The organism is Oceaniradius stylonematis (assembly GCF_003149475.2).
Classification (GTDB): domain Bacteria; phylum Pseudomonadota; class Alphaproteobacteria; order Rhizobiales; family Rhizobiaceae; genus Roseitalea; species Roseitalea stylonematis.
Genome location: NZ_QFWV02000001.1, coordinates 65,193 through 84,063 on the forward strand (window position 1 = coordinate 65,193; position 18,871 = coordinate 84,063).

The 18,871-nt window shown below is 64.9% G+C and carries 17 protein-coding genes and 1 other RNA gene; 10 read left to right on the forward strand and 8 right to left on the reverse strand.

Annotated features, from left to right (window positions below; translation table 11 throughout):
* The first annotated feature begins 575 nt into the window (after window positions 1-575).
* Window positions 576-1,772, forward strand: a complete 1,197-nt coding sequence (dapE, locus tag DEM25_RS00330) for a succinyl-diaminopimelate desuccinylase (RefSeq protein WP_109769298.1) — start codon at window positions 576-578, stop codon at window positions 1,770-1,772.
* Entirely contained in the window at window positions 1,769-2,350 is a 582-nt protein-coding gene (locus tag DEM25_RS00335; RefSeq protein WP_109769299.1) for a hypothetical protein, read from the forward strand. The genes dapE and DEM25_RS00335 overlap by 4 nt, the downstream gene beginning before the upstream one ends.
* 9 nt (window positions 2,351-2,359) lie before the next feature.
* On the opposite strand, the gene DEM25_RS00340 is transcribed toward DEM25_RS00335, so the two are convergent.
* Together DEM25_RS00340 and recR are read right to left on the reverse strand one after the other, a co-directional pair.
* Entirely contained in the window at window positions 2,360-3,580 is a 1,221-nt protein-coding gene (locus DEM25_RS00340) for a lytic murein transglycosylase (protein ID WP_109769300.1), read from the reverse strand.
* 69 nt (window positions 3,581-3,649) lie between these two features.
* On the reverse strand, window positions 3,650-4,258 hold the full coding sequence (recR, locus tag DEM25_RS00345) for a recombination mediator RecR (protein WP_109769301.1): 609 nt from the start codon (window positions 4,256-4,258) through the stop codon (window positions 3,650-3,652).
* Window positions 4,259-4,385: 127 nt separating this feature from the next.
* Here recR and DEM25_RS00350 point away from each other — a divergent pair, with 127 nt between their 5' ends.
* A complete protein-coding gene (locus DEM25_RS00350) occupies window positions 4,386-5,318 on the forward strand; it encodes a DMT family transporter (protein WP_109769302.1) in 933 nt (310 codons plus the stop codon).
* Between the two features lie 2 nt (window positions 5,319-5,320).
* Here the strand turns inward: DEM25_RS00350 and DEM25_RS00355 are convergent, their stop codons facing one another.
* The 4 genes from DEM25_RS00355 to ffs form a co-directional block, all read right to left on the reverse strand.
* Window positions 5,321-6,343, reverse strand: coding sequence for an agmatine deiminase family protein (locus DEM25_RS00355; protein ID WP_245412702.1), 1,023 nt, complete (start codon window positions 6,341-6,343; stop codon window positions 5,321-5,323).
* Window positions 6,344-6,437: 94 nt separating this feature from the next.
* The gene (locus tag DEM25_RS00360) at window positions 6,438-6,761 is read right to left on the reverse strand and encodes a YbaB/EbfC family nucleoid-associated protein (protein ID WP_109769304.1); all 324 of its coding nucleotides are present in this window, start codon (window positions 6,759-6,761) and stop codon (window positions 6,438-6,440) included.
* A 13-nt stretch (window positions 6,762-6,774) separates the two neighbouring features.
* Window positions 6,775-8,670, reverse strand: coding sequence for a DNA polymerase III subunit gamma/tau (locus DEM25_RS00365; RefSeq protein WP_109769319.1), 1,896 nt, complete (start codon window positions 8,668-8,670; stop codon window positions 6,775-6,777).
* 76 nt (window positions 8,671-8,746) lie between these two features.
* Window positions 8,747-8,844: signal recognition particle sRNA small type (gene ffs / locus DEM25_RS00370), an RNA gene on the reverse strand.
* A 71-nt stretch (window positions 8,845-8,915) separates the two neighbouring features.
* Between ffs and DEM25_RS00375 the strand changes: the two genes are divergently transcribed.
* Together DEM25_RS00375 and nudC are read left to right on the forward strand one after the other, a co-directional pair.
* Window positions 8,916-9,320 carry an HIT domain-containing protein gene (locus tag DEM25_RS00375; RefSeq protein WP_109769305.1) on the forward strand — a complete coding sequence of 135 codons (405 nt, stop codon included), beginning with the start codon at window positions 8,916-8,918 and terminating at the stop codon, window positions 9,318-9,320.
* A 42-nt stretch (window positions 9,321-9,362) separates the two neighbouring features.
* Window positions 9,363-10,304, forward strand: coding sequence for an NAD(+) diphosphatase (nudC, locus tag DEM25_RS00380; protein ID WP_109769306.1), 942 nt, complete (start codon window positions 9,363-9,365; stop codon window positions 10,302-10,304).
* On the opposite strand, the gene DEM25_RS00385 is transcribed toward nudC, so the two are convergent.
* Together DEM25_RS00385 and DEM25_RS00390 are read right to left on the reverse strand one after the other, a co-directional pair.
* Entirely contained in the window at window positions 10,301-11,167 is an 867-nt protein-coding gene (locus DEM25_RS00385) for a prephenate dehydratase (protein WP_109769307.1), read from the reverse strand. The two genes, nudC and DEM25_RS00385, sit on opposite strands and share 4 nt — an antisense overlap.
* Window positions 11,168-11,191: 24 nt before the next feature.
* A complete protein-coding gene (locus tag DEM25_RS00390; RefSeq protein WP_109769308.1) occupies window positions 11,192-11,917 on the reverse strand; it encodes a 3-deoxy-manno-octulosonate cytidylyltransferase in 726 nt (241 codons plus the stop codon).
* 154 nt (window positions 11,918-12,071) lie between these two features.
* Here DEM25_RS00390 and DEM25_RS00395 point away from each other — a divergent pair, with 154 nt between their 5' ends.
* The 5 genes from DEM25_RS00395 (at window position 12,072) to DEM25_RS00415 (ending at window position 18,836) form a co-directional block, all read left to right on the forward strand.
* Window positions 12,072-12,671 (forward strand): c-type cytochrome, encoded by a 600-nt coding sequence (locus tag DEM25_RS00395; protein ID WP_109769309.1) that lies wholly within the window; start codon window positions 12,072-12,074, stop codon window positions 12,669-12,671.
* A 122-nt stretch (window positions 12,672-12,793) separates the two neighbouring features.
* Window positions 12,794-14,638 carry an extracellular solute-binding protein gene (locus DEM25_RS00400; RefSeq protein ID WP_109769310.1) on the forward strand — a complete coding sequence of 615 codons (1,845 nt, stop codon included), beginning with the start codon at window positions 12,794-12,796 and terminating at the stop codon, window positions 14,636-14,638.
* Window positions 14,635-16,512 (forward strand): extracellular solute-binding protein, encoded by a 1,878-nt coding sequence (locus DEM25_RS00405; protein ID WP_109769311.1) that lies wholly within the window; start codon window positions 14,635-14,637, stop codon window positions 16,510-16,512. The genes DEM25_RS00400 and DEM25_RS00405 overlap by 4 nt, the downstream gene beginning before the upstream one ends.
* A 49-nt stretch (window positions 16,513-16,561) precedes the next feature.
* Window positions 16,562-17,674, forward strand: coding sequence for a microcin C ABC transporter permease YejB (locus tag DEM25_RS00410; RefSeq protein ID WP_109769312.1), 1,113 nt, complete (start codon window positions 16,562-16,564; stop codon window positions 17,672-17,674).
* Window position 17,675: 1 nt separating this feature from the next.
* The gene (locus DEM25_RS00415; RefSeq protein ID WP_109769313.1) at window positions 17,676-18,836 is read left to right on the forward strand and encodes an ABC transporter permease; all 1,161 of its coding nucleotides are present in this window, start codon (window positions 17,676-17,678) and stop codon (window positions 18,834-18,836) included.
* Window positions 18,837-18,871 lie beyond the last annotated feature (35 nt).

Here is an 18,871-nt window from a genome sequence, read left to right on the forward strand (position 1 = left end):
GAGAAGTCGACGCCGGACTGGCTGACTTCGGGGGTGAACACATCCAGAGCGGACGACTGGGCGAAGGCGCCGGTGGTGGCGGTGACGGNTTGATGCGGCCCCTTCCGGGTGCCGGGCTTCGGCGGAGCGTTCTGCGTTGCCGCCTTGGCTGACCGGAAGATGGGGGACAGGGTGCGGTAACTGCCAATTACAAAAACGTAAGCAGACTCACGCAGCTGTGATCTTGAAGGGTGTGAAACCGCACCCTAGAGCCATATTTTTTTCAACATTTTCATATGCTTACAGAAACGGAACGATTCACGTGTTCCGTGATCGAAGCGCCATTGTTCACGCAGTTGGACCGCTGCGTTCAGGGACGTGTGAACGATGGACCGGTTTTCGTGACCGGCTGAGGGTCAGATTTCGATCCCGACGGCGTTGCGACGGTAACCCCGCCGCGCCGATCTCACGCGTTTCGTGAGGTTTGTGATCGCAGTTTGCGTCCATGCCGCCCGGTGCGACGGACGATTTCCCGCCGCGCAATCCCTCAAATCAGCGGGCGTGACAGGGTCTGCGTCATTGGCTAAGTGCGCTGCATGACCCGATTGCCCACAGACCCGGCGGCGAATCTGGCCGCGCTGATCCAATGCCCGTCCGTGACCCCGGACGATGCCGGCGCGCTCGACGCGCTGAGCGCGATGCTGGCGCCGCTCGACTTCGTCTGCGACCGGCCGGTGTTTTCCGAGCCGGGCACGCCGGACATCGACAATCTCTATGCGCGGCGCTCGGGCAACGGCCCGCATCTGATCTTTGCCGGTCACACCGACGTGGTTCCGCCGGGCGATCCGGACGCCTGGACCCACGATCCGTTTGGCGCATCTGTATCGGGCGGCGCCATGTATGGGCGCGGCGCCGTCGACATGAAGGGCGGCATCGCCTGTTTCGTCGCCGCCCTTGCCCGGGTTGTCGAAAGCGGGCGGCCGGTGCCGGGCTCGGTGTCGCTGCTGATCACCGGCGACGAGGAGGGACCGGCGATCAACGGCTCGGTCAAGCTGCTCAAATGGGCGGCCGAGAAGGGCGAAAGCTGGGACGCGTGCCTTCTGGGCGAGCCGACCAATCCCGATGCGATGGGCGACATGATCAAGATCGGCCGGCGCGGATCGCTGTCCGGCACGATCATTGTCGAGGGGACGCAAGGGCATGTCGCCTATCCGCATCTGGCCGACAATCCGGTGCGCTCCATCGTCGCCTTGTGCGCGGCGCTGAACGCGACGCCGCTCGATGCGGGCACCGACGATTTCCAGCCATCCAATCTCGAAGTGACGACGATCGACACGGCCAATCCGGCGGTCAATGTGATTCCGGCGCGCGCGTCGGCCAGCTTCAATGTTCGGTTCAACGACAGTTGGACGGAAGAGACACTGAAGGCGGAAATCATGGCGCGGCTCGCGCGCGGCGCCGCGTCCGGCCGCGACGATCGCCCGCCGGCGCGTTTTGGCGTCGATTGGAAAGAACCGGTGAGCCAGGTTTTCCTGACCCGCAACGAAGCCCTGACCGGGGCGCTGGCCGCCAGCGTGACCGCGGTGACCGGGCGCGATCCCGTTCTTTCGACCTCCGGCGGCACGTCCGATGCGCGGTTCATCAAGGATTACTGCCCGGTGGTCGAATTCGGCCTCGTAGGCAAGACCATGCACATGGTCGACGAGCATGTCGCGCTTGCGGATCTGGAAACACTGACGGCGATCTATGCCGACTTCATCATCCGCTGGTTTGCGGGAAAAGCGGGCCGATGATCAATCTCGACTACGCCTTCCACCATGTCGAATGCGTGGCTGCGGCGATCACGGGGCGGCCCGGCGCCATCGAGCGGATGGACATTTCGGCGGACGGGTTCTGGCGCTCGTTCACCGCGATCGCCGTCGCGCTGCCGGCCATGTTCTTCGTCTGGGTGATGAATGCGCGGGCCAACCAGGCCGAAATGCCGTCAATGGGCGTTGCGCCGCTCGTTGCCGGCGAAGCGGTGTTCGAACTCGTCGTGTGGCTGCTGCCGATCCCGGTCTTCGCGCTCGTCCTGCGCCCGCTCGGGCTCGGCCACCGTTTCGTGCATCTGGTGATCGCGCGGAACTGGGCCAATGCGCTGTTCAGCTATGTGATCGCCGCGCTCTATGTGCCCCATCTGGTCGTTGCCGACGACAATGGGGCGATGATGATGCTCGGCGGCGTGCTGATGGTGCTGATCCTTGTCGCCGCCGTCCGGCTGACACGCGCCGCGCTCGACAGCTCCGTGTCGCTGGCCATGGCCTTCATCGCCGGCGAGTTCATCGTCAGCATCGCGCTGGCGATCGCCTATCTGGGCATGCTCGGGCTTTGACCGGCGAGCCTACCTGATCGCGCCGATCAGCGCCTTTGACGGAAAGCATGTGGGCTGCCGGCCGTTCTTTTGCTGCCAGTCGCCGATGGAGCGGCGGGTCTTGAAGCCGGGCAGCCCGTCGGCGCCGCCGACATCATAGCCCTTGCCTTCGAGCACGCGCTGCATGGCGGCGATCTCCGAGCGGTAGAGCGTGTCGACCCGGCCCCAGGCGGCCTTGAACCGGCCCGAGCCCCATTCGATTCGGTCGCCCGCATGGCCGACGAACAGGGCGTAGAGATCGCTCTCATTATACTGTTTGAGCACGTAGAAGTTCGGCGTGACGATGAAGGCCGGGCCGCTGCGGCCGGCGGGCATCATCAGATAGGCCTCCAGATCCATCTCGTGGGCCGGAAAGGGGCGGCCGGAAATGCGGGTGATGCCCATCGCCGCCCAGTCGCGGATCTTCAGGCCCTGATCCGGCCCCTCGAAGCTGCATGAGATATCGGCGGGCACACTGACTTCGAACCCCCAGTCGCGTCCCGAAACCCAGCCGAAATGATCGAGATAGGCGGCGATCGAGCCCAGCGTGTCGGGCACGGACGTCCAGATGTTGAGTTTGCCGTCGCCATCGATGTCGACGGCGTGCTCCAGAAACGATGTGGGCAGGAATTGCGGCTGGCCGAGCGCGCCCGCCCAGGACGATTTCATCTGCGCGGGGGTGGCGTTGCCGCGCTCGACCATCTGAAGGGCGGCGACCAGTTCGGTACGGAAGAGATCGGGGCGGGTCGACATGAAGGCCTTGGTGCCGAGTACCTGAAAGGCGTCATGCGGAATATCGACCCGGCCGAATGCACTCTCGCGGCCCCAGATGGCGAGGATGATGCGCCCGGGCACACCATAGCGGCGTTCGAGCGCCGCCAGGGTCGACGCGTGCTGGCTGGCCAGACGGCGGCCCTGGCTGACGATGGCGCCCAGATTGTTCTCGTTGAAATAGCGGGCGGGCGCGGAAAACTCCGCCTGGCGAATGCGTTGCGGCGTCGTCTGGCCGGGTCGGACGAGGCCGGGAATGTCGGTGTTCAGGCGCTTTTGTCCCATGGCGCGATCGAATGTGGCGCGCGAGACGCCGGCGGACCTTGCCTTGGGCCACATCGTGTCTTCCAGAAAGCGCTCATACTGGCCCTGGAGATCGGCGCGGGCTGCGCCCGTCAAGGCGAGTATGCAAACAAGGACAAGGGCTGCAAGGCGGACCATCTGTCGTTCCCCGATCAAAGCGGTGGCGTCACGCTAGCAGGTGATTCCGGTGTGAAACAGGGCGCTGGTTCAGAAGTTGGTGCGCGCGCGCAGGGCAGCCGACAGCGTGCCTTCATCGAGATAGTCGAGTTCGCCGCCCACCGGAACGCCGTGGGCGAGCCGCGTGATCTTCACGTCCGTGTCCTCGAGCTGTGCGGTGATGTAGTGGGCGGTCGCCTGCCCCTCGACGGTCGCGTTGACGGCGAGAATGAGTTCGCGCACCGCGCCGCTCGCGACCCGGTCGATCAGGCCTGAAATGTTCAGATCGTCCGGGCCCACGCCGTCGAGCGGCGACAGCGTGCCGCCAAGCACGTGATAGCGGACGTTCATTTCAGCGGCGCGTTCGAGCGCCCACAGATCGGCGACATCCTCGACAACGATGATCGTTGCGTCCTCGCGTCGCGGATCGGTGCACACCGAACAGGGATCGGCGGTGTCGACATTGCCGCAGGTCGAACAGATGGTCACCTTGGCCGCCGCCTCGGCCATCGCACCGGCGAGCGGCTCCAGCAGTTGCTCGCGCTTCTTGATCATGTGCAGTGCCGCGCGCCGCGCCGAGCGCGGGCCCAAACCCGGAACCTTGGCCAGAAGCTGGATCAGCCGTTCGATCTCGGGGCCTGCGATTCGTTTCGATGACATGGCATTGATTTAGGCCGTCCGGCCCGGCGTGCAAAGCCGGAACACCGGCGCGTCAAGAAACGGGTGGCGGGCGACGCGGCTCGGCATTAGTGGAGATCGAATCCGCCTGTCGCCAAGAATGCCCCGCATGTCGCAGCCCGTCGCCGTCAACGTCGCCATGTCGCCCGCGCAGTGGGCGATGCTGATCACGCTTTCGATCGTGTTCGGCGGATCGTTCTTCTTCAACGGCGTGATCGTGCGCGACCTGCCGCCGTTGACGATCGTGTTCTTCCGGGTCGCCCTCGCCGCCGTCGCGCTGCACCTCTATCTGCGGGCGACCGGCCGTGCGTTGCCGTGGAGCGGCGCCGTCTGGCGCATGTTCTTTGCGATGGGCGCGCTGAACAATGTCATCCCGTTCACGCTGATCGTCTACGGCCAGACGCAGATCGCGTCGGGCGTCGCTTCCATCCTCAACGCGATGACGCCGCTCTTCACCGTCGTCGTCGCGCATTGCTGGACCGACGACGAGAAACTGTCGGGGCCGCGCATCGCCGGCGTCTTTGCGGGCCTTGGCGGGGTGGCGGTGATGATGGGCGGCGCCACGCTCGGCGGCGGCTGGGGCACGGTGGCGGCCTATCTGGCCTGTCTGGGCGCGGCGCTGGCGTACGGGTTTGCCGCCGTCTATGGCCGCCGCTTCCGCAAGGCGGCGATCGATCCGCTGGCGGTCGCGACCGGACAGGTGACCGCATCGAGCGTCCTGATGCTGCCGCTTATGCTCGCGGTCGACCGGCCATGGGCGCTCGCCATGCCGGGGGTCGACAGCGTGCTGGCGCTCGTCGGCCTTGCCATCGTCTCGACCGCCTTTGCCTACCTGCTCTACTTCCGCATCCTGTCGGGCGCGGGCGCGACGAACCTGTCGCTGGTCACATTTCTGGTGCCGGTCAGCGCGATCCTGCTGGGCATCGCCTTTCTCGACGAGGTGCTGCTGCCGCGCCACATGATCGGCATGGCACTGATCGGCGTCGGGCTGGCGCTGGTCGACGGGCGGCTGTTCCGGAGGCGTATCCCGCCGGTGCCATGATGCTAAACCGCAGGTTGCTCGCGCGTTGCGCAATGGATGCCGCCGCCCACTTCGCCCACCGGATCGACATCGAGCATCACGATTTCTCGTTTGGGATAAAGGTCGGCCAGTGTTTCCCGGGCCATCGCGTCGGCTTCCCGGTCACCGAACCCGGCCGCGATCACCGCGCCGTTGCAGACATAATAGTTGACGTAGGACGCGACGAATTCGGGACCATCCACCCGAACATCCAACGGCTCGGGCAGGACCACAAGTTCCAACGGTTCGCCGCGTGAATCGGTTGCCGCCGCCAGAATGTCATGGGTTTCAAACGCAGCCTTCGACCACGGATCGTCCGGCACGATATGCTCGGGCATCTGGATCAGGATCGTGCCGGGCGCGACGAACCGCGCCAGCGCATCGATGTGGTAGTCGGTGATGTCGGCGCCGGCGATTCCGGGCGCCCAGATCATCTTGTCGGCCCCCACCGCATCGAGCAGCAGGCGTTCGACCTCCGCGCGCGAACCAGTGTTGCGGTTCGGGTTCACCCAGGAGCTTTCATGGGCGATCAGCGTGCCGTGGCCGTCGGTCTCGACGCCGCCGGGCTCGCCGACGAGCCCGTTGTCGAACAGCTCGAGCTGCATGATCTCGGCAATCCGCCTTGCGATCGCACCGTCATGGCGGTGCACCTGCTTGCCGCCCCAGCCATTGAAATTCAGATAGCTGACGGCAAGCCCGCCCTGGCCGTCGACAACGAACATGGGGCCGGAATCGCGCGCCCACAGATCGTCGGTCGGCACGTCCCACACTTCGACGGCGTCCGACAGTCTGCGCCGCGCCGCCCGCTCGTGGCTGGCGTCCATCAGCATGACGACCGGCTCGAACTCGGCAATCGCGTTGGCGATGTCGGCGATCGCCTGCTGCACCATGCCGAGAAACACCGGATCGGGGTGCACCCGGCGGCTGACCGGCCATTGCATGAAGGTGCGCGCGTGCGGATCGTCCTCGGCCGGAAGATGGAAGCCCGCTGCGCGCGCGTTGGTCATGTCGGTTGCCCCTGCCATCTTCGGCATCAGCGATGCCGCGCCCGCCAAGGCCGCGCCCTTCGAGAAACGGCGACGCGACAGCATGATGCCGGGCTCAGAACGGCAGTTTCATGCCGGGCGGCAGGGGCAGGCCGGCGGTCATTTCCTGGGTCTTTTCGGCGACGATCTGCTCGATCTTGGCCTTGGCGTCCGAATGGGCGGCGATAATCAGGTCTTCGAGGATCTCGACATCGTCTTCGGAGAACATGGAGGAATCGATTTTGAGGGCCTTCATCGCGCCCTTGCCGGTGAGCGTGACGGTGACCATGCCGCCGCCGGCCGTGCCGTCGGCGGTCATCTCTTCCATCTCGGCCTGCATGGCCTGCATCTTTTCCTGCATTTCCTTGGCCTTGCTCATCAGGCCCATAATGTCGCGCATGGTTGTCTCCAGATCAGTCGGTATCGGTCGGATCGTCGGGGTCGGCGACGACGTCGCTCACGTCCATATCGGTATCGCCGGCGATTACGTCCAGCGGGCCGGCATCGTTGACGCGCACATCGACGACGCGCGCGCCCGGAAAGGCGCCCAGGATCGCCGACACGTCGGGATCGCGCGCGGCATCGGCGAACAGCGCGTCGCGTTTTTCGCCGTCGACCTCCTCCAGCGTCCGTCCGCCGGGTTCGCGGCTGACCGACACGATCCAGCGCGTGCCGGTCCAGTCGCCGAGCTTGCGCGACAGATCGCCGAGCAGCGTCGGCGGGGCATCCTCGGTCAGATTGACCGACAGCCGGCCCGGTTCGATGGAGACCAGCCGCACGCATTTGCGGATGATCACCTTCATCAGCGGGTCGCGGTGCCGGTCGGCCAGATCGGCCAGGTCCTGCAGGCCGGCAACGGGTACGGATGGCTGTGCCGGTTCGGGTGCGGCCATGGGCGGCTGGGCCGCCAGCGCCGGCCCGGGATTCTCCGAAACAAGCCGCATGGCCGATGCTCCACCGCCGGGGTGCGGCTGAACGGCGGTCATGGTGGTCGCCGGCTGCGCGGCTGGCGGCACGGGGTCGAGCGGTTGCCGCTGTCCCATTGCCGGCGGTGTTTCCGATGAGCCCGATGATGCGGAGTGCGACGGCGCCTGCGTGCCGGGTGGAGGCGCGTTAGCGGATTGCGCCGGGCCGGCCGGTGCGCTGTCGAGCTTCTTCAAGGCCTCGTCCAGCGTCGGCAGCGTCGATGCATGCGCGAGCCGGATCAGCAGCATTTCGGCGGCCGCGAAGGGCCGCGCCGCGCTCTCGCATTCGCCGATGCCCTTGAGCAACATCTGCCAGGCACGGGCCAGCACCGTGACCGGAAGCTTTTCGGCAAAGGCGATGCCCCGCTCGCGCTCGTCGGGCGACAGGGACGGATCGGCGGCGGCGGCGCCGGGCACATAGCGCAGCCGGGTGACCAGATGGGTGAACGAGGCCAGATCGTTGAGGACGACGACCGGGTCGGCGCCAGCCTGATAGAGCGACGAAAACCCGTCCAGCGCCTCGGTGACGCGGCCGGCCATCAGATGCTCAAACAGGTCTACGACGCGGGTGCGGTCAGCAAGGCCGAGCATGTCGCGCACGGCGCTCGCATCGACCGTGCCGTTGCCGTGGGCGATGGCCTGATCGAGGATCGACAGCGCGTCGCGCACCGAACCCTCGCCGGCGCGGGCGATCATGGCCAGCGAGGTGTCGTCGACGGCCACCTCTTCGGTGTCGGCAATGGAACGCAGGTGCGCGGTCAGTTCGGCGATCTCGATGCGGCGCAGGTCGAACCGCTGGCAGCGCGACAGGACGGTGATCGGCACCTTCCTGATCTCGGTGGTCGCGAAGATGAACTTGGCGTGGGGCGGCGGCTCTTCGAGCGTCTTCAAAAGCGCGTTGAACGCCTTTTCGGACAGCATGTGGATTTCGTCGATGATGTAGACCTTGTAGCGGGCCGACACCGGCGCGTAACGCACCGAATCGATGATCTGCTTGATGTCGTCGATGCCGGTGTGGGACGCCGCATCCATCTCGACCACATCGACATGCCGGCCCTCCATGATCGGCTGGCAATGGATGCCCGGCACGGTGAGGTCGATCGTCGGCTTGTCGATCGTGTCGGACTGGTAGTTGAGCGCGCGCGCCAGGATGCGCGCCGTCGTCGTCTTGCCGACACCGCGCACGCCCGTCAGCATCCAGGCCTGGGCGATCCGGTCGGCGGCGAACGCGTTGGTCAGCGTGCGCACCATCGGCTCCTGCCCGATCAGCGCGGTGAAATCGGCCGGCCGGTATTTGCGCGCGAGCACGCGATAGCCGGCATCTTTCGGGGAAGCATCGCTCATGGAGAAGATGTAGCGCAGTTGCGACCGGCTTGACCAGCGAAGCGGGCGGGATTCGACGCCTGATGCAAAAGGAAAGGCGGGAGGCTGGCACGGTGACCCGTGCCGGATCTCGTTAGGGCTGCTTCCTTCCGGACCTGACCCGGTTGGCGAGTGGCGCGTCCACCACCAACCTCCCGACCCTCATATCGACCTTCGGCCTAGCATTTGCAAGTCGCTTTCGGGGGCAAACCTGCTATCGTCGCCCGATGACGGACTTCGAACTCGATCCGACGCTCGAACGCGACAGCTTGTTCGTGACCGATCTGGGGCTGACCCAGTTGCGGCTGATGAACGATTCGCGCTTTGCATGGCTGATCCTCGTTCCGAAGCGTTCCGGCATTACGGAGATTCACGAACTGACGCCGCTCGACCAGACCATGCTGACCTTCGAGACGACGCAGATCGCCCAGGCGCTGGCCGATGTCACCGGCGCCGACAAGATCAATGTCGCCGCGCTCGGCAACCAGGTGCGGCAGTTGCACATGCATGTCATCGCCCGGCACCTGGGCGATCCGGCCTGGCCCGGTCCGGTCTGGTGCGCCGGAACGCCGACGCCTTACCAGAACGGTGCCGCCAAGGCCTTTATCGAGCGGTTCTCAAACGCGTTCTGAGGCGGTAGGTAGTCGGCTGAAACTGCCCCCTTCGGAGCCCTCATGGCCGACCTTTTTTCCGATGCTGCCGCGCCCGAACCCTCGGCGCTGACCGGCTTTGCCGGCAACCGGCTGCAGCGCTGGTCGGAAAAGCGCAGCGAGACATCGGTGCCCGAGGCGTTGGCCGATCCGCGCGCCCGGCTCTTGCTGGTCGGTGCGGGCCGCGCCGTGCTGCGGCCCAACGGAACAACGGCCGATCCATGGTTCGATGTCGCTTCGGCGAACACGCTTGGCGCGGACACCGACGGGGCGGTGCTGCTGGGCTACGAGGATGACGGCACGCCGGTTCTGGCGGCCTATGCCGATGTCGAGGCGCTGCCGGACGATCTGAAGGCGATCGATTATCGCTCGATCTATGTGCAGGGCCTGCTCGACGCGCCCGCGCTCGGCGCGCTGGCGCAGGGCGCCGCTCTGATATCCTGGCACGACACCCACCGCTTCTGTTCGCGATGCGGCCATAAGAGCGCGATGGCCGATGGCGGCTACAAACGCGTATGCCCGCAATGCGACGGCCAGCATTTCCCGCGCACCGATCCGGTGGTCATCATGCTGTCGGTGAGCGTTGACAATCAGCGGTGCCTGCTCGGCCGCAGCCTGCATTTTCCCGAGGGCATGTATTCGTGCCTTGCCGGCTTCGTCGAGCCTGGCGAGACGATCGAGAACGCTGTGCGGCGAGAGACCGAAGAGGAAGCGGGCATCACGATCGGCCGCGTGGCCTATCATGCCAGCCAGCCATGGCCGTTTCCGCATACGCTGATGATCGGCTGCTATTGCGAGGCTTTGACCGAGACGATCCGCATCGACGACGAACTCGAGGATGCGCGCTGGTTCACGCGCGGTGAGGTTCGCAAAGTGCTGGACGGGCGTGGCGGGGACGACTTCAAAATGCCGCCGCGCGGCGCCATCGCGTCACTGCTCGTCCGCAACTGGGCCGCGGCCGGTTAGCCTGGCCGGCTTTTCTGACGCTGGTCGGCGCCACGATAGACGCCCAGAACCCGGAAATGGTCAGAGAAGAAGCCGATCTCCTCGAAGGCCAGCTTCACATTGTCATCGTCCGGATGCCCCTCAATGTCGGCATAGAATTGGGTCGCGACGAACGCGCCGCCGATCTGGTAGCTCTCCAGCTTGGTCATGTTGACGCCATTGGTGGCGAAACCGCCCATGGCCTTGTAGAGCGCGGCGGGAATGTTGCGCACGCGGAAGACGAATGTGGTGATGATCAGTTCGTCGTCCGAGCGCCGCGCCGGGATGAACGGCGCCTTGGACAGGACGACGAAGCGGGTGATGTTGTTGGCCTGATCCTCGACGTCGCGCTCGAGTATGCCCAGGCCGTACATCTCGGAGGCCAGTTCGGGCGCCAGCGCCGCCATGGCCGGATCGCCGCTCTCGGCGACCAGTTTGGCAGCGCCCGCCGTATCGCCCGCGATCACCGCTTCCCAGCCATTGCTTCTGATGTACTTCCGGCACTGTCCGAGCGCGTGAATGTGACTGTGGACAGTGCGGATCGCCGAGCGGTCCGTGCCCGGCAGCGCCATCAGGTGAAAATGGATGGGCAGAAAGTATTCGCCGACAATGTGCAGATCGGATTCGGGCAGAAGATGGTGGATATCGGCCACCCGGCCGGCGATCGTGTTCTCGATCGGGATCATCGCCAGGGCGGCCGCGCCCTTGTCGACCGCGGTGAACGCATCCTCGAAGGTCGGGCACGGCATCGGCGTCATCGCCGGATACATGTTCCGGCATGCCGTGTCGGAATTGGCTCCGGGCTCGCCCTGAAAGGCGATCAGCGTTCTGGCGTTCTCGTCCATGGGTTTGGTTCTTCCTGTTCGCGCTCACGCCAAAAGAGTGCGCGCCCGCTCCAGATCGCGCGGTGTATCGACCCCGAACGGCACGGTGTCAACAAGCCGGGCATGGATGGTCATGCCCGCCTCGAGCGCGCGCAGCTGTTCGAGCCGCTCGCGCTGTTCCAGCGCCGAAGGAGGCAGGCCGACGAAACGGGCAAGCGCCGCGCGCCGATAGGCATAGATGCCGATATGGTGGTAGAGCGGGCCGTCGCCCCAGGGCGCCGTGGCGCGCGTGAAATAGAGCGCGTTGAGCGTATCCCGGGCCACGGGCGTACCGACGATCTTGACGATGTTGGGATCGGTCTTTTCGCCCTCGTCGGCGATTTCGTTGCCGAGCGTCGCGATGTCGCAGGCGGCGTTTTGGAGCGGGGCGATCGCGGCACGGACCATGGCCGGATCGAGCGTCGGCAGGTCGCCCTGAAGATTGATCACCACATCGATATCGCCGCTTGGATCGACCGCCTCCAGCGCCTCGAAGATGCGGTCCGAGCCCGAAGGGTGATCGGGCCGCGTCATCACCGCGCGATGGCCATGCGCGGCGACCGCTTCGGCGATCCGCTGATCGTCGACGGCAACCACGACATCGGCGCAATCGGCGTCGCGCGCCCGGTCGGCGACATGGACGATCATCGGCTTTCCGGCAATGTCGGCCAGCGGCTTGCCCGGCAAACGGGTCGAGGCCATGCGCGCGGGAATGAGGATGATCGGTGTCATGAAGGCCTGAACCGGGGGTCGGAATGGTGGCAAAACGTCTCAGCGGGTTCGACCTTATAGGTGTTGCAAGCCCCGGACAAAAGACATAGGAAACGGCCACTTTGCGCGTGCACGAAAGGTGCGCCGGCGGCTGATGATCGGGTAGAGGCTTTTTATGAACACCACCATGTATGCAGGCGCGTTCCTGGGGACCGTGTTTGTCGTGATGACCGTCGGACTGGCGAGCGACGCGATCTTTTCGCACCAGGCGCCCGAGCAGGAAGGCTTCGCGATCATCGTCGAGGAAAGCGAAGGCACCGCGGTGGCGGTCGAAGAGGTGGACGTGCCGATCTCGGTTCTTCTCGCCAGCGCCGATGCGAGCAATGGCGAAGGCGTCTTCCGCAAGTGCCAGTCCTGCCACAACATCGAAAGCGGTGCAGGCCACAAGACCGGACCGAACCTGTGGAACATCGTGGGCAAGGAAGTGGCCCTTTATGACGAGTTCCGCTATTCGCAGGCCATGCAGGACTATGCCGAAGGCGGCACGGTGTGGGACTTCGACTCGCTCAACAACTTCCTGGCTGCCCCCAAGGATTACATCGACGGCACCTCGATGAGCTTCGCGGGCCTGCCCCGCGACGGCGAGCGCGCCGACCTGATCGCCTGGCTTGCAACGCAGAACGACAGCCCGGTCGCGCTGCCCGAGCCCGAAGCGGCCCCGGCCGAAGAAGCCGCCGCCGAGGGCGATGCGGCTGAAACGACGGCGACCGAATAGGCCCAACTGACGCACAAGTGAGCCAGGTCGGCCCGGTTTTCGCCGGGCCGATCGTCGTTTGGGGCTTTGAATCGCCGCAAACGCCCCTACTGTGATTGGCAAGATCAATCGCGGAGGTGCCCATGAAGTTGCTGATCGCCAGCGCCGCTTGCCTGATGACCATGATCGCAATCGGCGATGCCGAGGCCCAGGAGGCCAGTGGCTGGGTGACCACCAGTTCCCTGATCGAACCGAGCAAATATGACGACGACTTCCGGCACTATGACCATGCCGATCCCGATGCGCCCAAGGGCGGCACGGTGAACCTTGCCGTTCAGGGCACGTTCGACAGCTTCAATCCCTACATCATCCGCGGGACGCCGGCTGCCGGCCTTGCCGGGTTCGGCGGCGGCCTGCTCTACGACACGCTTCTGTCGCAGTCGATCGACGAACCGTCGACCAGCCATCCGCGCCTTGCGGCGGCCTATACCTTTCCGCAGGATTATTCCTTCGTCGTCTACCGGCTCGATCCGGACGCGCGCTGGCATGACGGAGAACCGGTCACGCCCGACGACGTCGTCTGGACGTTCGACGTCCTGACCGAGCACAGCCAGCTCTATCGCGAGTACTACAAGAACATCACCGGGACCGAAATCCTCAACGCGACCGACATCAAGTTCTCGTTCGACCAGACCGGCAACCGCGAACTGCCGCAGATCATTGGCGACATGCCGGTCCTGCCCAGGCACTGGTGGGAAGGCACCGGTGCAGACGGCAACCCGCGCGACGTCAGCCAGCCGACACTCGAGCCGCCGCTGGGTTCCGGCCCCTATCGCATCGGCGAGTTCGACGCAGGCAGATCGATCACCTGGGAGCGGGTCGAGGACTATTGGGGCGCCGATCTGGGCGTCAATCTGGGCCGGAACAATTTCGACCGCATCGCCTACACCTATTTTCTCGATGCCACGCCGATCTGGGAAGCCTTCAAGAAGGGCGGAATCCAGGATTTCCGCACCGAAACACGGTCGTCGCGATGGGCCGGCGAATACAATTTCCCAGCCTTCGAGGAAGGCCAGGTGAAGAAGCGGGCCTTTCCGACGACCAGCCCGAAGCCCATGCAGGGCTTTGCGATGAACATGCGGCGCGACAAGTTCGCCGACCGGCGGGTCCGCCAGGCGCTGGCGCACCTGTTCGATTTCGAGAGCATCAACCGATTGCAGCTGGCCGGCCAGCGTACGCGCACCGACAGTTTCTTCGAAGGCGGTGAGTTGCAGGCGTCCGGCGTGCCCGAAGGCCGGGAACTGGAAATCCTGGAGGAGTACCGTTACGAACTGCCGGCCGAACTGTTCACGATGCCATTCGAAAACCCGGTCGGCGGCGATCGCGCCAGGAACCGGGAGAACCAGCGCATCGCGGCGGGGCTGATGCGCGAGGCGGGCTGGGAGCCGCGCGATGGCGCATGGGTCAATGCCGAAACTGGCGAACCCTTTGCCATCGAGATATTGGGCGCCTCTGAAACGACCAACATCATTGCCGGCCAGTTCACCGAGGATCTGCGCCGCTTCGGCATCGACGCGCAGATTCGCATTGTCGATGCCAGCCAGTACATCGCCCGGCTCGAAGAGTTCGATTTCGACATGACGACGGTCGTTCTCGCCCAGTCGCTGTCGCCGGGCAACGAGCAGCGCGACTTCTGGTCGTCTGCGGCGGCAGACAGTTCGGATTCGCGCAACATGTCGGGCATCGAGAACCCGGTCGTCGACGCGCTGATCGAAAAAATCATCTTCGCCGACGACCGTGACGAACTGGTGGCGGCCACCCGCGCGCTCGACCGCGTGCTCTTGTGGAACCACTATTACATCCCTCAATGGCACTCGGCGGACGAATGGATCGCCTGGTGGGACAAGTTCGGTTTCGTCGACAGCCAACCGGCCTATGCCGGTGTCGACTTCCAGTCCTGGTGGGTGAGGCCGGAGGCGATGCAATGATCATCGACCGGCGGCGGTTTCTGGCCGTCGCAGCAGGCGGCTTTGCGGCCTCGGCGATGTTTCCGAGACTGTCTCCGGCGGCCAATGCGCGCGGCACGCCTCTGCACGGCCTGTCCGCCTTCGGCGACCTGAAATACCCCGCCGGATTTGCCCGGTTCGACTATGCCAACCCGGACGCGCCGGCGGGCGGCGTGTTCAACTTCCAGCCCTGGTACTGGTACTTCAACCAGAACTACCAATCCTTCAACACGCTCAACACTTTCGTGCGCAGGGGCGATGCGCCGCCGCGCATGGAGATGTGTTTCGACACGCTGATGGTGTCGGCCCATGACGAGCCCGACGCGATCTACTGCCATGTCGCCGAGACTGTGACGATCTCCGAGGACGGCAACCGTTTCACCTTCCGGCTCCGGGACATTGCGCGCTTTCACGACGGCGCGCCGATCACCGCCGGCGATGTCAAATTCACCTACGATAGGATCAAGGCGCAGGGGCACCCGGACCTGTCGCTGCCGCTGCGGCCGCTCGCCGAGGTGATCGCCGAGAACGCGCGGACCGTGACGCTGGTGTTCGACGGCACACAGTCGGCGCAGGCCATCCTGACGATCGCATCGACCTATCCGATCCAGTCGGCGGCCTATTACGCCGACCGGACGTTCGACACATCGACGCTCGAGCCGCCGCTCGCGTCCGGCCCCTACAAGGTCGGTCGCTTCAATGCCGGCAGCTTCATCGAGTTCGAGCGCGTCGAGGACTATTGGGCCCGGGCGATCGGCACCGGTGCGGGGCAGAACCATTTCCAGACGATCCGCATCGAGTTCTTCACCGAGCGGCAGGCCGGGTTCGAGGCGTTCAAGAAGGGCGAGGTGACCTGGCGGCGCGAGTTCACGTCCAAGACCTGGGCGACCGAATACAATTTTCCGGCGATCACGGACGGCCGGGTGGTCCAGTCCCTGATCGACGCCGATGTGCGGCCATCCATGCAGGCCTGGGCGCTCAACCAGCGGCGCGAACGGTTCGCCGACCGGCGGGTGCGCGATGCGATCGCGCTGTGCTTCGATTTCGAGTGGACCAACCAGAATCTGTTCTACGGGCTCTATGAGCGCAGCCATTCGCTGTTTGCCGGATCGCAATATGAGGCGTCGGGCCTGCCGGACGTTGCCGAAACCGCGCTGATCGACAAGCTTGCAGCCGATCACGACCTGCCCGAAGGCATCCGTGATGAAGCCCACATGCAGCCGGCCGCCGACGGGTCGGGCCGCGACCGGGCGCGGCTGCGCGAGGCGACCCGCCTTCTCGCCGAGGCCGGCTGGAGGGCGGACGGCGAGGGCCGGCTGCGCAATGCCGGCGGCGAGACGCTGGACGTCGAGATGCTGATCCGGTCGTCCATCTTCGAGCGCATTTACGGCCCCTATGTGCGCACCATGAACCTGGTCGGCATCAATGCCAGCCTGCGACTGGTCGATCCCGCGCAATATCAGGCGCGCACCAGCGACTTCGATTTCGACATGGTTGGGCGCGCCATTGGCTGGACGCCGACACCGACGCAGAGCAGCCTCGAGGGCGTGTTCGGCGCAGCATCGGCCGACCTGCCCGGCTCGCGCAACTGGACCGGCGCGGCCGATCCGCTGGTCGACGCGCTGATCGCCGAAGTGGGCGCGGCCCCCGATCGCGACGCCTACCGCACGGCGATGCGTGTTCTGGACCGGGTGTTGCGTTTGCGGCGCGACTGGATTCCAAATTGGCGCGCAGCGAATCAGTTCATCGCCTACTGGGACATGTTCGGTTTCGACGACAAGCCGGACTATTTCTGGCCGATCGAGGCGCTGTGGTGGATCGACGAGGAAAAGGCGCGCGCGATTGGCAAGGCATGAGGCGATAACGATTCCGACCCTCGACCCGCGCGCGCGGAGACGCTGAGCAATGGGCGCCTATATCCTTCGCCGCATTCTGCTCATGGTTCCGACCATTTTCGGAATCATGGCGATTTCCTTCGTCATCGTGCAGTTCGCGCCGGGCGGGCCGGTCGAGCAGGTCATCGCGCAACTGACCGGCCAGGGGGGCGATGCGACCGAGCGCTTCACCGGCGGCGGCAGCGAGGTTTCCGGGGCCGATGAGTTCGGCAGCAGCGTCGAAGGCGGCGGGGCCAGTTCGCGCTATCGCGGCGCGCAGGGGCTCGACCCCGAGTTCATCGCCGATCTCGAGCGCCAGTTCGGCTTCGACAAGCCGCCGCTCGTCCGGTTCGGCAACATGATCTGGGACTATCTGCGGTTTGACTTCGGCGAGAGCTATTTTCGCGACATCACCGTCATCGACCTGATCCTCGAAAAGATGCCGGTGTCGGTGTCGCTGGGGCTCTGGATCACGCTGATCTCCTATGCGATCTCCATTCCGCTCGGCATCCGCAAGGCGGTGTCGGACGGTTCGCGCTTCGATGTGTGGACGTCGGGCGTGATCATCGTCGCCTATGCCATCCCCGGCTTCCTGTTCGCAATCCTGTTGATCGTCCTGTTCGCCGGTGGATCGTTCTTCGACTGGTTCCCCCTGCGCGGGCTCGTCTCCGACAATTGGGCCGAACTGTCATGGCCGGAACGGATCGTCGACTATTTCTGGCACCTGACGCTGCCGTTGACCGCAATGGTGCTGTCGGCGTTCGCGACGACGACGCTTCTGACCAAGAACTCGTTCCTCGACGAAATCCGCAAGCAATATGTGATCACCGCGCGGGCCAAGGGCCTGACCGAGCGCCAAGTGCTTTACGGCCATGTGTTTCGCAACGCGATGCTGATCATCATCGCCGGCTTTCCGGCGGCGTTCATCTCGGCCTTCTTCACCGGATCGCTCCTGATCGAGACGATCTTCTCGCTCGACGGGCTCGGCCTTCTGGGCTTCACCTCGGTCGTCAACCGCGATTATCCGGTGGTGTTCGCAACGCTCTACATCTTCTCGCTGATGGGACTGCTGGTCAGCCTTCTGTCGGACCTGATGTATACGTGGATCGACCCGCGCATCGATTTCGAAAGCCGGGAGGTCTGACATGGACCAGACGGTTGACGAACCCACTTTCGGACGGGACGGCGCCATACCGCGACGGCGGCGGCCGTTCCTCTCGCCGCTCAACCAGCGGCGCTGGCAGAACTTCAAGGCCAACCGGCGCGGCTACTGGTCGCTGTGGCTGTTTCTCGTCCTGTTCGTCCTGTCGCTGTTTGCCGAATTCATCGCCAACGACCGGCCGATCCTGGTCTCCTACAAGGGCGAACTTCTGACGCCGGTCTTCGTCAACTATCCCGAGGAGAAATTCGGCGGGTTCCTGGCGCGCACCGACTACACCGACCCGTTCATCCAGGACGAGATCAAGGCCAATGGCTGGATGGTCTGGCCGCCGATCCGCTATTCCTACAGGACCGTCAACAAGGAGGTGCCGACCACCGCGCCCTCCAAGCCGGCCTTCATGTTCGACAGCCGCGAGGAGTTGTGCGCGCGCTATGCCGGCGGCATCGACGATCCGAACTGCCACTGGAGCAATTTCAACTGGCTCGGCACGGACGACCAGGCGCGCGACGTCCTGGCGCGGACGATCTACGGCTTCCGCATATCGGTCCTGTTCGGGCTGATCCTGACGATCGCCTCGGCGGTGATTGGCGTCACCGCCGGCGCGATCCAGGGCTATTTCGGCGGCTGGACGGATCTGATCTTCCAGCGCGTGATCGAGATATGGTCCTCGATCCCGGTCCTCTACATACTCTTGATCATGGCCGCCGTGCTGCCGCCGGGCTTCTGGGTGCTGCTCGGCATCATGCTCATCTTCTCATGGGTCGGCTTTGTCGGCATCGTCCGTGCCGAATTCCTGCGCGCACGCAACTTCGAATATGTCAACGCGGCGCGCGCGCTCGGCGTGTCGAACCGGACGATCATGTTCCGCCATCTCCTGCCGAACGCGATGGTGGCGACGCTGACCTTCCTGCCATTCATCCTGAACGGGTCGATCACCACGCTGACCTCGCTCGATTTCCTCGGCTTCGGCCTGCCGCCGGGATCGGCTTCGCTCGGCGAACTCATCCTTCAGGGCAAGAACAACCTCCAGGCGCCGTGGCTCGGCTTTTCCGGCTTCATCGTCATTTCGATCATGCTGTCGCTGCTGATCTTCATCGGCGAGGCGACGCGCGACGCGTTCGATCCCAGGAAGACGTTTGGGTGATGCGACAGGCGTGCTATATGAAGGTAGAATTCTAC